This is a genomic window from Arthrobacter sp. MMS24-S77, from assembly GCF_054888235.1.
Genome location: NZ_JBTZRN010000001.1, coordinates 3,274,955 through 3,289,292, shown reverse-complemented (window position 1 = coordinate 3,289,292; position 14,338 = coordinate 3,274,955). Strand labels below are relative to the sequence as shown.

Here is a 14,338-nt window from a genome sequence, read left to right as displayed (position 1 = left end):
CGTTGCCGGCGGTCAGCTCCCAGGGGAGTCTGGCACGATGGTTGTTGTGAGCTTCTTTCTGGTCTTTCTCGCGATCGCCCTGGTTGGCGCGGTGTTGTTCCTCGGCAATGGAATGGCCCGGTCCAGCCGCAACCCCGGCGCCGGTTTGGATGAACCCGTGCCCAACCTGCCGCCGGTACTGCTTCCGGCCGGAGCCAAGGCGTCCGACGTCGACCGCGTGCGTTTTGCGCTCGGCCTGCGAGGCTACCGGATGGACCAGGTGGATGAGGTGCTCGATGAGCTGAGGGATCAATTGACCGCCCAGGAGAGGGAAATCGAACGGCTGAAACGGGCCCTTGAAGCAGCCGGGAACCCGGAAGAACCGAAGGCGTGACCCAGTCGCTCGAGACGCGGTCCCCGCTGCGAAGACTGGGCCGCGTCGCGGCCCACGTTGCGAGTTGGCCGTGGTGGGTCCAGATCACCCTCATCTACATTGCCGCGAGACTTGTGAGCGCCTGTATTTTCATGGCTGCCGCATTGCAGCAAGGCGTCAATCCGTGGTTCCCGCCCGCGCCCGATTACTGGAACTTCATCACTATCTGGGATGGGCGCTGGTACGCCGAAGCGGCGAACAACGGATATCCATCCGTTCTGCCACTGAATGCGAGCGGGAATGTCGCGGAAAACTCGTGGGCGTTCTACGCCCTGTTTCCCTACCTCGGCCGGGCCCTCGGCGCCCTCACCGGATTGGCGACCCTGCCGGCCCTGACGGCCCTTGCCATGGCAGCCGGGCTTGGCGCGGCCATGGTCGTCTACAAACTATTCCAGGACTACACCGGGCGCCGTACAGCGCTCTGGGCGGTGGTCTTCTTCTCAACGTTCCCCGTCTCGCCGATCCTGCAGGTCCCGTACGCGGAATCCCTCAATATCCTGCTGCTGGCGGGTTCCCTCCTGCTTGTGGTGCGCCGCAAATACCTCGCAGCGATGCCCGTGGTTCTGTTCATGTGCCTGTCGCGGCCCACCGGTGTGCCCTTCGCGGCCATGGCGGGTCTGCTCCTGCTCCACCACCTCTGGAAACGGTTTGGGCGCCGCCCAGGGCCAGCCACCGAGGCCTCAGTTCCCGCGGCCGGGTTAGTAGTTGCTGCGCGTTCGGCTCCTACTGTCCGGGAACTCTCATCGCTGGCCGCACTTGTGGTGGTCAGCGCGGCAGGGGCTCTGGCCTGGCCTGCCATCGCCTGGGCGGCCACGGGGGATCCACTGGCCTACACCAAGACCGAAACCGTGTGGCGCGGGGACGACCTTGTTCCGTTCAAGCCCTGGTTCGACACCGGTCAAATGCTCTTCGGGCCAGTCCTCGGTATTCTGGCGCCGTTTGTGTTCGCGGGACTTTTTGCCCTGCTCATGTTCAGCAAGCCCGTCCGGGCTTTGGGTACTGAACTGCGGCTGTGGTGCACGTGCTACATGGGTTATCTTCTGGTCTTCCTGCACCCTCAGACGAGTACCTTCCGGATGCTCCTGCCGCTGTTCCCCCTGGCGCTCAGTGCGGCGTGGTTGTCTCGCTCCAAGGCTTACCGCGGCACTGTGGTGGTCATGTTTGTGCTGCTCCAGATCGTCTGGATTGTCTGGCTGTGGGCGTGGGCACCGCTGCCGGGCGGTGGCGACTATCCACCGTGACGCCGTGCGTCCTCTGGCCTGTACAAGCGTGATCACGGCCCGCCGGGAAAAGTCCATCAATTAGCTACGGGCGGGTAATTACGAGATAATGGACACAAGCAAGGACAAAAAGCACCCTCGGGTGCTCGGCGACGACGACTGAACAGCCATGACTGTCGACGCCGTACATTCCACGCGAGCCAGCCCGGCCGGGTTGGCGGGATTTGGGACAACTGGAGGGGATTTTCCTAATGGCGGCTATGAAACCACGTACTGGCGACGGCCCTATGGAAGTAACCAAAGAGGGCCGCAGCCTGATCATGCGTGTGCCGCTCGAAGGCGGAGGACGGCTTGTGGTCGAGCTCAACGCAGCAGAAGCGGCGAACCTCAAGGAATGCCTCGTAGGCGTTACCGAATAGATTCAATGGGCAGGGCCCGGCAGAAGAGCCGGCGCCCTGCTTTCATGTTTAAGGCCGAAAGCGAACGGGTTCGCGAATCGCCCAGCCGGGCTACTTCTTGACCGCTACCAGCAAGCCGTCGCCTGTGGGGAGCATCGCCGAGGAGAGTCGCTCGTCGTCGCGGATGGCCTTGCCGATCTGGCGCAGCACCACGGTAGTGCTGTCCCTGGCGGCCGGGTTGGAAACCTTGTCCTTGTCCAGGGCGTCATTGATGACCAGCGTTCCCCCCGATTTCAGCAACCTGATGGCTTGCTCGACGTAGCCGGGAAAGTTGGGTTTGTCGGCGTCAATGAACACGAGGTCGTAAGCGGAATCGGTGAGGCGCGGCAAGACGTCGGCTGCACGGCCGGAGATGGTCCGGGTGCGGTTCGCCGGGCTACCGGATTCCAAGAAGGCTTCACGGGCGGCCTTGAGGTGTTCGACGTCGACGTCGATGGTGGTCAGGACAGCCTGTGTGCTGAGGCCGCGCAGAAGGCATACCCCGGAGACGCCCGCTCCGGAACCGACCTCCACAACGGTCTGGGCCTTCGACGCTGCAGCCAGGACCGTCAGGACGGCGCCAACCCCGGGGCTGACCGGGGTGACGCCTAGCTCGAAGGAGCGTTCACGGGCGCGAAGCAACACGTCGTCCTCGGCAGGCAGATCTTCTGCATAGGACCAGCTGGTTGACTTGTCGGCACTCATGGGGGTTCGCTTTCCAGGCAGAGGGGTATTGCTTCCAGACTACTGTCTATGGGCCGTCCAGCCCGGACGCCTGCGGCCCGTAATTCTGTGTCTTCCCGGTGCCCTCCGGACGGCTCTCCGGACGATGTTCGCTCTGCGGGAAAAGGGTGCCTGCGATCAGCAAACTTTCAGACAACACTGGGATAATGTATATCCGGCCATCCAAGTGACGGCCGGCACCGAACTCCTGAGTGACCGGCAGGATGGCAAACAGTTTGAGGGGAGCGGACGATGCGGGCATCAAGTGCTGCGCCAGTCCAGACAACGGCAGCAGTCCTGGGTTCCACCGACACGGCTCCGCCCGCTGAAGAATGGGTCAGGCCCAGTTGGGAAGAAGTGGTGGAGAACCACTCCGCCAAGGTCTTCCGCCTTGCCTATCGGCTGACAGGCAACAAGTTCGACGCCGAGGACCTCACCCAGGAAGTCTTCGTCCGGGTCTTCCGTTCCCTCGAAAACTTCAAGCCAGGCACACTCGACGGCTGGTTGCACCGCATTACCACCAATCTCTTCCTCGATCAGGCCCGCCGGAAGAGCCGCATCCGCTTCGATGCCCTGGCCGAAGACGCCGAATCAAGGCTGCCCGGGCATGAACCCGGACCTGAGCAGAGCTTCGAGCTGAACAACCTGGACCTCGACGTCCAGCGCGCCCTGGAAGAACTCCCGCCGGACTTTCGTGCCGCCGTCGTACTTTGCGATCTTGAAGGCCTCTCTTACGACGAAGTTGCCGAAGCCCTCGGCGTGAAGCTGGGGACCGTCAGGTCCCGGATCCACCGCGGCCGGACCATGCTGCGCGAAAAGCTGGCCCACCGGGATCCTCGTCCGGTCCAAGCCCGCAAGCCGCGGCTCAAAATGCCGCGCATCGCCGGTCTCCTTTAGTCGCCGATGGGTCTGCTGAACGGACGGCGCGGTGGCCTGAACCGGGGAAACCTCCGGCACAGCCGTGCCCCCGGCCATCTGCGGGATTGCTCTGAGTGCCAAGCTGCGGTACTTAGGGAACGCCAGTACCTGGAACGGCTCCGCCGTGCCGCCGTCCCCGAGGCCAGCCAGGATTTCACGAACCGACTGATCGAACACACCCAACGCTTGGCACAATCCGAGTCCCCTGACGGTCACGCACCCCAGCGAAGCGTGTGGCACGGCGTCCGGGTTGTTGGCCTGACCGCGAGCGGACTCGCCGTCAGCGCCGGAATCCTCGCCGTCGCAGCCTACGCGCTCGGCGGCGACGTTCCGCCGCAGGCGTCGAACCGCGGAGAGCAGGAAGTCCGGACCCTTGTCAGTTCGACCATGCCCGGAAACGCTGGACAGCAACTCCCCGTGACGGGTTCACAGTTGAGCTTGCCCGTCACTGTGGCTGGAACCGTCAGCCTGAGCGGGCAGCAGTTGTCGGAACTGCGGAAAGACGGCTGGGCGTGCCCCGAGCTGGCAAGCATGGGATACCACGTGGTTTCAGCCCGGGCCATGATGCAGGACGGGCACCCTGCGGTGGAGTTGCACCTCAGCAACGGCGACCATCACGCGACCCTCGTGGAGGAGCACCTGGAGGGCAGCGGCACGTCCGGGACGCAGCTGTCCATCACCCCGGGAGCCCCCTGGCAAGCCGTCTACTCCTCTCCCGTGGCCGTGCTGCGCTATTCCTCCGATATGCCTGCCGATCAGGCTGCGGTAGCCGTTCCCGAGCTTGTGAAAGCGGGCGATTCACTGGTTGCGATTCCCGTCGCGGACACCGCAGGCACATGGAATGAACGGCTGCAGCGCGGACTCGGTGCCCTTGCAGCCCTCGCGGGTTTCTGAGCGGGCTGACGGACAAGGTAATCTTCGATACGTGTTTGGAATCAATGGCCCGGAGTTTTTGATCCTGCTGATCATCGGCGTAATCGTGATCGGTCCCAGCCGTTTGCCTGAATACACCCGGAAGTTGGCGAACCTGGTCAAGGAACTGCGGCGCATGGCGTCCGGTGCCCGTGAGCAGATCAAGGAAGAAGTCGGCATCGACATCGATGAAGTCGACTGGAAGAAGTATGACCCCCGTCAGTACGATCCGCGCCGGATCATCAAGGAAGCACTGCTCGACGACGACACGAAGCCTGTCAGCGCCGGTGCACCTGCCGCTGCGGTGGACGCAGCGCCCAAGGCCCCTGAACGGGTCATTGAACGGCTTCCCGTCGGTCAAAAGGCGCCCTTCGACTCCGAGGCCACCTAAAGCTATTTTGGCTGGATCCCGAGCGACATTCCGGCCAGGCCGCGCGGCTTGGCATTGAGCTTGCCCGCGATGCTTTGAAGCGCTTGTGCTGCGGGCGTCTCCGGAGCCGTCAACACCACCGGACGGCCCGCGTCGCCGCCTTCGCGCAAACGGATGTCCAAGGGGATCTGCCCCAGCAGCGGCACGTCGGTGCCGACGGCAGCGCTCAGCCGCTCAGCCAGCACCAGCCCGCCGCCGCTGCCGAACAATTCCATCCTGCCGCCGTCGGGCATCTCCAGGAAGGACATGTTCTCGACGACACCGGCAAGCTTTTGCCCGGTCTGCGTTGCGATGGTGCCGGCCCTCTCCGCAACATCCGCTGCGGCTGCCTGCGGGGTGGTCACCACGAGGATTTCAGCGTTGGGAAGCAACTGCGCCACCGAGATGGCGATGTCTCCGGTGCCGGGCGGCAGATCCAGGAACAGGGCATCCAGGTCGCCGAAATAGACATCCGTGAGGAATTGCTCCAACGCCCGGTGCAACATGGGGCCACGCCAGGCCACCGCCTTGTTCCCCGAAACAAACATTCCGATGGAAATGACCTTCACGCCGTAGGCCACGGGCGGGAGGATCATGTCGTCCACCCGGGTGGGCTGTTGCGTGATTCCCATGAGTGCCGGGACGGAGAAACCGTGGACATCGGCGTCGACGATTCCTACGCGCAGCCCCTGGTCCGCAAGGGCGCACGCAAGGTTGACCGTCACCGAGGACTTTCCTACGCCCCCTTTGCCGCTGGCCACCGCAAAGACCTTCGTCAGCGAGCCTGGTTCGTTGAAGGGGATTCCACGTTGGCCGCCGGCGCCGCGCAGCCGCTCCTTGAGCGCATCGCGTTGTTCCTGCGTCATGACCTTGAGCTCGACGTCGACGCCGGTAACTCCCGGAACCCGCGTGAGGGCAGCCGTGGCATCGGCCGTGATGGTCTCACGCAGGGGACAGCCGGCTATAGTCAGCAGCACTGCAACCCGGACGGTTCCGTCCGCGCCGGCTTCCACCGAATCCAGCATCCCCAACTCAGTGATGGGTCGGCGGAGTTCGGGATCGATGACGGTTGCCAAGGCAGCGTTGAGGGCCTCGACGGATGGTGTGCTCATGGAGTGGATGTTCAGCTTTCAGGCTGGGTGGTGGGACCTGGGTGCGGCGCCGGCGCAGTGCCGACGGCCGAGAGTCCGGGGTCAACTGGGGTAGCGCTCGAATGCGCCGGGTGGATCTTGGGGATCTGCTGCGTTCTGGGATTGCGCTGTTTGTCGCGCTTCTCCTTGATTTTGTCCTTGACCTTCTCGCCCTTGTCCGAGCCTGCGGAGTCGTCGGAACGCATCTCTTCCTGGGCTTCGAGCAAATCGGACAGAAGCGAGCGGAGCTCGGCGCGCACGTAGTCCCTGGTGGCGACTTCGCGCAGGACAATGCGAAGAGCCGCGACTTCACGGGTCAGGTACTCCGTGTCAGCCAGATTGCGCTCGTCGCGGGCCCGATCCTGTTCGATCGTTACGCGGTCCCTGTCGTCCTGGCGGTTCTGGGCCAACAGGATCAGCGGTGCAGCGTAGGAAGCCTGCGTGGAGAAGAAAAGATTGAGGAGGATGAACGGGTACGGATCCCACTGGAAACCAAACAGGCCGACAACGTTGAACAGGATCCAGACGATCACGAAGATCGTCATGTAGAACAGGAAATTCGCCGTGCCCATGTAGCGTGCAAAACGCTCGGCAAATCGGCCGAAGGCATCGGGATCGTTCCCGAAATTCGGCAGCATGCGGGAACGCAGCTCGAGCGGGGTGTCCAGACCGCCGGTGGTGGGCTTCTCAGCCAATTCGGCCTCCTAGTTTCCTGATCGGGGCTCCGTCTTCGTGGGTTCGCCAGTCGTCCGGGAGCAAATGGTCCAGGAGGTCATCAACAGTCACCGCCCCCACCAAGCGACCGGCGCTGTTGACGACCGGGAGGGAGTTGAGGTTGTAGGAGGCCATGGTGTGGCTGACCTCGCTGACGCTGGCATGATCGGAAACCGGCTCCAGGTTCTTGTCCACGATGCTGCCCAGCTGTTCCGGCGGGGCGCTGCGGAGCAATTGCTGGATATGCACGACACCCAGGAATCGTCCCGTGGGGGTCTCCAGCGGCGGTCGGCAGATAAAGATCGCCGAGGCCAGCGCAGGGGAGAGTTCCTCGCTCCGCACGTGGGCAAGCGCTTCAGCGACGGTAGCTTCCGGGGGCAGGATGACGGGCACGGGGGTCATCAGGCCGCCAGCGGTGTCCTCGTCGTACTGGAGGAGCCGGCGGACGTCGTCGGCCTCGTCCGGCTCCATCAGGAGCAGCAATTCCTCGGCCTTCGCGGAGGGCAGGTCCGCCAGCAGGTCTGCGGCGTCGTCCGGGTCCATTTCTTCCAGCACATCGGCCGCGCGTTCGTTGTCCAAGGCGGACAGTAGGGTCACCTGGTCTTCTTCCGGCAACTCTTGAAGAACATCGGCGAGGCGTTCGTCCTGGAGCTCGCTGGCCACTTCGATCCGGCGCTTGTCCGACATTTCCTGGAGCGCGTCGGCAAAATCGGCCGGTTTGAGGTCCTCGTGGGTGGCAACGAAGTGGCTGGCACCCTGGGGATCGTTCTCGGAGCCCTGCAGCGTGTCTGCCCAGTCCACCAGCAGCGTGTGGCCGCGGCGCAGCCCCCGAAGCCTGGAGGTAGATGTCCCACGGCGAATGAAGAGTTTGGAGACCAACCAGTCGCCGTTGCGCTGCTGGTCCATGGCGATGTCTTCGATGATGGCGTCGCCGCTGCCGTCCTTGAGCGTCACCTTGCGGTCAAAGAGCTCGCCGACCACGAGTTGCTCTGCACCGCGTTGCTGGAAGCGGCGCAGATTGACCAGGCCGGTGCAAATGATCTGGCCTTGGTCCATGGACGTCAGCCGGGTCATGGGAACGAAGACGCGTTTCTTGCCCGGAACTTCAACGACGATGCCCACTGCGTGCGGGGCCCCGCGCAAGCCGCGCGAGAGCACCACGACGTCGCGCAGCCGGCCCAAACGATCCCCCAAGGGGTCGAAGACATCGAGGCCGAGCAGGCGCGCAACAAAGACGCGTGAAGGATTTGTGCTCACACTTACAGGCTACCGAGTCTGCTCTCTTTTAGCTGAATTTCAGCCGCTTCACATGTGAATGGGACAGAATGGGGCTATGGCGAACATTTTCGGTGCCCCAAAGGCCACGGAGGAATCCCGTAGCGTCCCCAAGGGAGACACTGTTGGCTCCTACACCTCCTATCTTGATGCCCAGAAGGCGGTTGATTATCTGGCCGACCAGCAGTTCCCGGTCCAGCATGTCTCCATTGTGGGAAACGACCTCAAAATGGTGGAGCGGGTGACCGGACGGCTCAGCTACCCGCGGGTCGCACTGTCAGGCGCCTTGAGCGGCATGTGGTTCGGCCTGTTCGTGGGCGTCATGTTGTCGTTCTTCACCCCGGCCGGGGGCCCGTTCTCGATTGTGACGTCGGTTCTCATGGGCGCCGCATTCTTCATGCTCTTTGGGATCGTCACCTATGCCGCCCAGCGCGGCAAGCGGGATTTCACGTCCACTAGCCAGGTAGTGGCGACAAACTATGACGTCATTGTCGCGCTGGAAGCTTCGCAGGAAGCCCGCCGACTTCTTCACCAATTGCCGATGAATCCCTCCGAGGCGGCGTTTGGCAGGCCGCCTCAGGCATACACGCCGCAGGACTACCGGAACCCGCCGGTCCAGCCAGGCCCACAGGGCCCGGCCCCCGAACGGCCGGCGTCCTGGCAGGATCCCTACGGCCAGCGTGGACCCGAGGCCGGACAGGGAACAACCGGCGAGCCATCCCAGCCAGCCCAGCCCGCCCAGCCAGCCCAGCCCGCCCAGCCAGCCGCGGATGTTCCAGTCCAGGCTGCACGGCCCACCGCAGGCGTGCGCTACCCGGACCTTCCGGACGGCCGGCCACAGTACGGCGTGCGAGTGAACGACGCCGGAAACGGCCAACACCAGGACGCTGACGGCGAGGATGCGGCCAAGCAATAGTTAGGCCCCGCAACGCAAAGAGGAGGGCTACCGGATCCGGTAGCCCTCCTCTTTGCGTTCGCTTGACTAACTACGCCTCGGCGTCTTGGTAGATGCCCGCCATCCATGTCTCGACGTCGTCCGCCTTGCGGGGGAGGGCGGCACTGAGGTTGACGGGACCGTCGGCGGTCATCAGGATGTCGTCTTCGATCCGGACGCCGATTCCACGGTATTCCTCGGGAATGGCGAGGTCCTCGTTCTTGAAGTAGAGCCCGGGTTCGATGGTGAACACCATGCCCTCGGTGAGGACGCCGTCCAGGTACAGATCGCGCTTGGCCTGGGCGCAGTCGTGGACGTCCAAGCCGAGGTGGTGGCTGGTACCGTGGGGCATCCAGCGGCGGTGCTGCTGGCCTTCCGGACTGATGGCTTCCTCCACCGAAACCGGCAGCAGTCCCCACTCGGCAAGGCGCTCGGCAAGGACCGTGGTGGCGGCGGTGTGGATGTCGCGGAACTTCACGCCCGGCTGGGCTGCTGCAAATCCGGCGTCGGCGGCGTCAAGCACGGCCTCATAGACCTTGCGCTGGACGTCCGAGAACTTTCCGTTGGCCGGAATGGTGCGGGTGACGTCCGCGGTGTAGAGCGAATCAGCCTCCACGCCGGCGTCCAGCAACAGGAGCTCCCCGGCGTTGACCTTGCCCGTGTTCCGGGTCCAATGCAGCACCGTGGCGTTGTTTCCGGCGGCCGCGATGGTGTCGTAGCCAAGTTCGTTGCCTTCCTCGCGTGCACGGGCGAAGAATGCGCCTTCGACGACGCGTTCGCCCCGGTGGTGGGTCATGGCGCGGGGGAGGGCGCGGACGACGTCGGCGAAACCCTCGACCGTAGCGGCGACGGCGACCTTCATCTGCTCGACTTCCCAGGGGTCCTTGAGCAAACGCAACTCGGAAAGGGCCTCGCTGAGGAGTTCGTCCAGGGCATCGAGTTCACTGAGATCCAGGTTCTCCGGATCCTTGGCCGTGTTGTACCGGGCGGTGTCTACGAGGGCGTCGATGTTCTCGTCAACTTTGCGGACCAGGCGGATGGAGATACCGCCGATTTCGGCGGCGCCGACGTTCTTGGTGATGGCCATCTCGAGTTCGTCGATGTGGGCGGTCTTGAGTCCGAGCCGCGCTTCGAATTCGGCGAGCGTGGGACGGGCGCCGATCCAGAACTCACCGGAGCGGGAGTCAGCGTAGAACTGCTCCGTGTCCCGGCCGGCCAGCGGACGGAAGTAGAGGGTCGCGAGGTGGTTGCCGCCGTCGTCGCCGGTTCCTTCCTCGACAGGTTCCAGGACCAGCACGGCATCGGGCTCGTGGTCGAGGCCCAATCCGGTGAGGTGCGCAAAGCCGGAGTGGGGGCGGAAGCGGTAGTCGCAATCGTTCGAACGGACTTTGAGGGGGCCCGCCGGTACGACGAGGCGCACACCGGCGAACTTGTCGGAAATGGCCCGACGACGCGTGGCGGCGTGGTCTGCAACAGCGTCGCGCGCGGGGGTCACCTGCGGGGCGGGCGCCCAATTGCTGGCCATGAACGCCTTGAAGGCATCGGATGTGGGCCGCTGGGAGCGGTTGTTGACGCGCTCCTCCAGGGGCTGGGAGGCTGTGGTTTCACCGTTTTGGGTGTTATCTGCATCGTTCACCGTCCCATCGTCCCATCAAGGCCGACACTAGGCCAACGCCACAACGGTCCAAGCCGCCCCGGATCAAATAGGCTTGGAAAGTGAAGATCGACCTGCACGCGCACTCCAATGTTTCCGACGGGACCGAGGCTCCCGCGGGAGTGATTGCTTCCGCGTCTGCTGCGGGTCTGAATGTGGTGGCCCTGACCGACCATGACTCCACCGATGGCTGGGACCAGGCTTCCGTTGCCGCCCTGGAACTCGGTGTGGCCTTCGTGCCGGGAATGGAGATTTCCTGCCGTACCCGGGAGGGGATCAGCGTCCATCTGCTGAGCTATCTCCATGATCCGGAACATCCCGGCTTGCTTGAAGAAATCACCAAGGCGAAGGACGCGAGGCTCACCCGCGCGAAGCGCATGGTCACGCTCCTGTCCGAGGACTATCCCTTAAGCTGGGACGACGTCATCCACCATGTGGCTCCTGGCGCGACCGTGGGCCGTCCCCACATCGCCGACGCCCTTGTGGCAGCCGGTGCGGTGGCGAGCCGCTCGGAGGCCTTCACTGCGATCCTGACGTCCCACTCGCGCTATTTCGTGCAGCACTACGCACCGGACCCGGCGCTCGCCGTCGAGCTCGTCCGTGCGGCGGGCGGAGTGCCCGTCTTCGCCCATCCGGTGGCCTCGGCCCGCGGCCGGGTGGTGGGGGAACGGACTTACCAGGAAATGATCGACGCCGGGCTCCAAGGGCTGGAAGTGGAGCACCGCGACAACCCCGAGGAAGGCCGCGTGTTCCTGCGGCGCCTGGCTGCCGAGCATGGGCTGTTCATGACAGGTTCTTCCGATTACCACGGAACCGGCAAGCCCAATGTGCTCGGGGAGAACCTGACGTCCCCGGAGGTCTTGGCCCGCATCGAGGAACTCGGCACGGGGAGTTCCGTGGTCCGCTGACCGAGGTGCCACAAGCCCAACTGACTAGCAGTTGTTGTCGTTATGAGGCGTCTAAACGACAACAAATGCGAGTCAGTTGGGGTAGAAAGTGGCCTTGCCGTCCAAGCGCTTCCGCATCACGTCGATGGCGGGGGCGTTCTGGTCCACGCACACGAACCTGCGCTCGAGTTTCGCCGCGACGGATCCGAGCGTGCCGGACCCGGCGAAAAAGTCCAGGCACCAGTCTCCTGGCCGGCTGGATGCCGTGACGATCCGCCGGACCAGGCCTTCCGGCTTTTGCGTCGGGTAGCCGGTCTTTTCCTTGCCGGTGGGCGAAACAATGGTGTGCCACCACACGTCCGTGGGCAGCTTCCCCAGTTCCCGCTTGGCTGGCGTCACGAGGCCCGGCGCCATGTACGGCTCGCGGTCCACCTCGGCGTTGTCGAAGTGGTACTTGGCGGGGTTCTTGACGTACACGAGGATGTTGTCGTGCTTCGTGGGCCAGCGGTTCTTGGCGCGGGCGCCGTAGTCGTAGGCCCAGATGATCTCGTTCAAGAAACACTCCCGGCCGAAGATCGAGTCCAGCATGACCTTGGCGTAGTGCACCTCGCGGTAGTCCAGATGCAGGTACAAGGTGCCGTCGTCGGCGAGCAGGCGCCAGGCTTCGACGAGCCGCGGTTCCAGGAAGGACCAGTAGTCGCTGAAGGCGTCGTCATAACTGTGCAGGGCGCCCTTGATGGTGTCATAGGAGCGGCCCTTGAAGCCGACGCGGTCGCCGTCGCCTTCGGCGTTGCGGACCATGCGCGTTTCCTGGCGGCTCTGGACACGCCCCGTGTTGAAGGGCGGGTCCACGTAGATCAGTGTGAAGGCGCCGTCCGGCAGCGTCGGGAGGAAATCCGCGTTGTCCGCGTGTACCACCAAATTGCTGCCGTCCGGCGCCCAAACAGTGTCAGTCATTGAGGCCGTTAAGCCTCGGTGCTCTCGGCGGAAGCACCGGAAGCGGACACCACTTCGCCGTTGCGGCGGCGGGTGCGGGAACGGCGAGCACGGGCAGGCTTGTCAGTGCCCTCGCCGGACTGGGACTCGGTGGACTGTGCTGCAGCTTCAGCAGGCGCTGTTTCGCCCTCTGAAGTACGACGACGGCGGGTGCGGTTGCGGCCACCCTCGCCACTGCCCTCCCGAGAGGGAGCATCGCCGGACTTGGCGCCGCGGCGTCCGCCTTCGCGGCTACCTTCGCGGCTGGAGCGTCCACGCCCCGAATCGCCACCGGAACGGGAGTTCTTCTTGCCGGTCTCGCCCAGGTCTTCGAGGACCTCGGCGTCGACGCCCGCAAGGGTGCGCTGGTTGCGGGGCAGACGGCCCTTGGTGCCTTCCGGAATGTCCAAGTCGGAGAACAGGTGCGGGGAAGAGGAGTATGTCTCAACGGGCTCGGGGGAATTCAAGCCCAGCGCCTTGTTGATGAGGGCCCAGCGGGGGACGTCGTCCCAATCGACGAACGTGACGGCCGTGCCCTTGTTGCCGGCTCGGCCGGTGCGTCCAACACGGTGCAGGTAGATCTTCTCGTCCTCTACGCACTGGTAGTTGATGACGTGAGTGACGTCGTCAACATCAATGCCGCGGGCGGCGACATCCGTGGCCACCAGGACATCAACCTTGTTGTTGCGGAAGGCACGCAGGGCCTGCTCGCGGGCGCCCTGGCCGAGATCGCCGTGGATGGCCGCGGCAGCGAAGCCGCGGTCCACCAGTTCCTCGGCAACCTTGGCAGCGGTGCGCTTGGTCTTGGTGAAGATGATGGTCCGGCCGCGGCCGCGGGACTGCAGGATGCGGGCCACAACCTCGGTCTTGTCCATGCTGTGGGCGCGGTAGATCAATTGGCGGATGTCGCGCTTGGTCAGGCCTTCGTCGTTCGGGTCCGCGGCACGGATATGCGTGGGCTGCGTCATGTAGCGGCGGGCCATGGCAATGACCGGGCCAGGCATGGTGGCCGAGAAGAGCAAGGTCTGGCGGACGGCAGGAGTGCCGGCAATCAGGGTCTCGACGTCCGGAAGGAAGCCGAGGTCCAGCATCTCGTCCGCTTCGTCGAGAATCACCATGCGCACGTTCTTGAGGTTCAGGTGTTTCTGCTTGTAGAGGTCGATCAGGCGGCCAGGCGTACCGACAACCACCTCGACGCCCTTCTGCAGGGCTTCGATCTGTGGCTCATAGGCACGGCCGCCGTAGATCGTGGCGATGCGCGCGTTGCGCTTCCGGGACGCTGTCTGAAGATCGTTGGCTACCTGAACGGCGAGTTCGCGGGTAGGGACGATCACCAAGGCCTGCGGAGCGCCCGGGACGGCGAGCTTGTCATGGCCGGCGTCGTCCGGCCCGACGACGCGCTGCAGCGCCGGGATGCCGAAACCCAGGGTCTTTCCGGTACCGGTCTTGGCCTGGCCGATGATGTCGTGTCCGCCGAGGGCTACCGGGAGGGTCATCGCCTGGATGGGGAAGGGGTGGGTGATTCCGGCGTCGGCGAGGGATTCAACGATGTCGGCGCGGACGTTGTAGTCGGCGAAGGACTTTTCTGCGATCTCGTGGGGTGTTTCGTCCGAGGAAATGGTCTCCTCGGGTTCGATCGTTTCGGTTCCGTCTGTCAGAACTTCATGGGTGTGCAATTCACTCACAGTGGAGTTTTCCTTATTCATTTGGGCCGCGCTGCGTGCTCAACGGTGGTGGC

General features: G+C 64.3%; 15 protein-coding genes. 8 read left to right on the top strand and 7 right to left on the bottom strand.

Going from position 1 to position 14,338, the window contains the following annotated elements; all coding sequences use genetic code 11:
• Positions 1 to 37: 37 nt before the first annotated feature.
• From ACX5I4_RS15000 to ACX5I4_RS14990, 3 genes are all read left to right on the top strand, one after another.
• Positions 38 to 373, top strand: coding sequence for a DivIVA domain-containing protein (locus ACX5I4_RS15000; RefSeq protein WP_461837346.1), 336 nt, complete (start codon positions 38 to 40; stop codon positions 371 to 373).
• Positions 370 to 1,653, top strand: coding sequence for a hypothetical protein (locus tag ACX5I4_RS14995; protein WP_461837345.1), 1,284 nt, complete (start codon positions 370 to 372; stop codon positions 1,651 to 1,653). Before ACX5I4_RS15000 ends, ACX5I4_RS14995 begins: the two co-directional genes overlap by 4 nt.
• A 230-nt stretch (positions 1,654 to 1,883) precedes the next feature.
• Positions 1,884 to 2,051 (top strand): DUF3117 domain-containing protein, encoded by a 168-nt coding sequence (locus ACX5I4_RS14990; protein WP_009357720.1) that lies wholly within the window; start codon positions 1,884 to 1,886, stop codon positions 2,049 to 2,051.
• Between the two features lie 90 nt (positions 2,052 to 2,141).
• Here ACX5I4_RS14990 and ACX5I4_RS14985 read toward each other — a convergent pair whose 3' ends face one another.
• Positions 2,142 to 2,774 carry an O-methyltransferase gene (locus ACX5I4_RS14985; RefSeq protein ID WP_461837344.1) on the bottom strand — a complete coding sequence of 211 codons (633 nt, stop codon included), beginning with the start codon at positions 2,772 to 2,774 and terminating at the stop codon, positions 2,142 to 2,144.
• Positions 2,775 to 3,044: 270 nt separating this feature from the next.
• On the opposite strand from ACX5I4_RS14985, the gene sigE reads away from it, so the two are divergent.
• Genes sigE through ACX5I4_RS14970 form a run of 3 tightly spaced genes read left to right on the top strand, consistent with a single transcriptional unit; the run spans position 3,045 to position 5,013 of the window.
• A complete protein-coding gene (sigE, locus tag ACX5I4_RS14980) occupies positions 3,045 to 3,689 on the top strand; it encodes an RNA polymerase sigma factor SigE (RefSeq protein WP_461837343.1) in 645 nt (214 codons plus the stop codon).
• Between the two features lie 6 nt (positions 3,690 to 3,695).
• Positions 3,696 to 4,604, top strand: coding sequence for a hypothetical protein (locus ACX5I4_RS14975; protein ID WP_461837342.1), 909 nt, complete (start codon positions 3,696 to 3,698; stop codon positions 4,602 to 4,604).
• 31 nt (positions 4,605 to 4,635) lie between these two features.
• Positions 4,636 to 5,013: a twin-arginine translocase TatA/TatE family subunit gene (locus tag ACX5I4_RS14970; protein ID WP_461837341.1), complete on the top strand. Its 378-nt coding sequence runs from the start codon at positions 4,636 to 4,638 to the stop codon at positions 5,011 to 5,013.
• 2 nt (positions 5,014 to 5,015) lie between these two features.
• On the opposite strand, the gene ACX5I4_RS14965 is transcribed toward ACX5I4_RS14970, so the two are convergent.
• Genes ACX5I4_RS14965 through ACX5I4_RS14955 form a run of 3 tightly spaced genes read right to left on the bottom strand, consistent with a single transcriptional unit; the run spans position 5,016 to position 8,132 of the window.
• On the bottom strand, positions 5,016 to 6,143 hold the full coding sequence (locus ACX5I4_RS14965; RefSeq protein ID WP_461837340.1) for an Mrp/NBP35 family ATP-binding protein: 1,128 nt from the start codon (positions 6,141 to 6,143) through the stop codon (positions 5,016 to 5,018).
• A gap of 11 nt (positions 6,144 to 6,154) precedes the next feature.
• Positions 6,155 to 6,799 carry a DUF1003 domain-containing protein gene (locus tag ACX5I4_RS14960; protein WP_461838747.1) on the bottom strand — a complete coding sequence of 215 codons (645 nt, stop codon included), beginning with the start codon at positions 6,797 to 6,799 and terminating at the stop codon, positions 6,155 to 6,157.
• 49 nt (positions 6,800 to 6,848) lie between these two features.
• Positions 6,849 to 8,132, bottom strand: coding sequence for a magnesium transporter MgtE N-terminal domain-containing protein (locus ACX5I4_RS14955; protein ID WP_461837339.1), 1,284 nt, complete (start codon positions 8,130 to 8,132; stop codon positions 6,849 to 6,851).
• A gap of 76 nt (positions 8,133 to 8,208) precedes the next feature.
• Between ACX5I4_RS14955 and ACX5I4_RS14950 the strand changes: the two genes are divergently transcribed.
• A complete protein-coding gene (locus tag ACX5I4_RS14950) occupies positions 8,209 to 9,066 on the top strand; it encodes a YflT domain-containing protein (RefSeq protein ID WP_461837338.1) in 858 nt (285 codons plus the stop codon).
• Between the two features lie 70 nt (positions 9,067 to 9,136).
• Here ACX5I4_RS14950 and ACX5I4_RS14945 read toward each other — a convergent pair whose 3' ends face one another.
• Positions 9,137 to 10,720, bottom strand: a complete 1,584-nt coding sequence (locus tag ACX5I4_RS14945) for an aminopeptidase P family protein (RefSeq protein WP_461837337.1) — start codon at positions 10,718 to 10,720, stop codon at positions 9,137 to 9,139.
• Positions 10,721 to 10,800: 80 nt separating this feature from the next.
• On the opposite strand from ACX5I4_RS14945, the gene ACX5I4_RS14940 reads away from it, so the two are divergent.
• On the top strand, positions 10,801 to 11,646 hold the full coding sequence (locus ACX5I4_RS14940; protein WP_461837336.1) for a PHP domain-containing protein: 846 nt from the start codon (positions 10,801 to 10,803) through the stop codon (positions 11,644 to 11,646).
• A gap of 72 nt (positions 11,647 to 11,718) precedes the next feature.
• Here ACX5I4_RS14940 and ACX5I4_RS14935 read toward each other — a convergent pair whose 3' ends face one another.
• Positions 11,719 to 12,582 carry a DNA-methyltransferase gene (locus ACX5I4_RS14935; RefSeq protein WP_461837335.1) on the bottom strand — a complete coding sequence of 288 codons (864 nt, stop codon included), beginning with the start codon at positions 12,580 to 12,582 and terminating at the stop codon, positions 11,719 to 11,721.
• A gap of 8 nt (positions 12,583 to 12,590) precedes the next feature.
• The gene (locus ACX5I4_RS14930; protein WP_461837334.1) at positions 12,591 to 14,285 is read right to left on the bottom strand and encodes a DEAD/DEAH box helicase; all 1,695 of its coding nucleotides are present in this window, start codon (positions 14,283 to 14,285) and stop codon (positions 12,591 to 12,593) included.
• Positions 14,286 to 14,338: the final 53 nt, after the last annotated feature.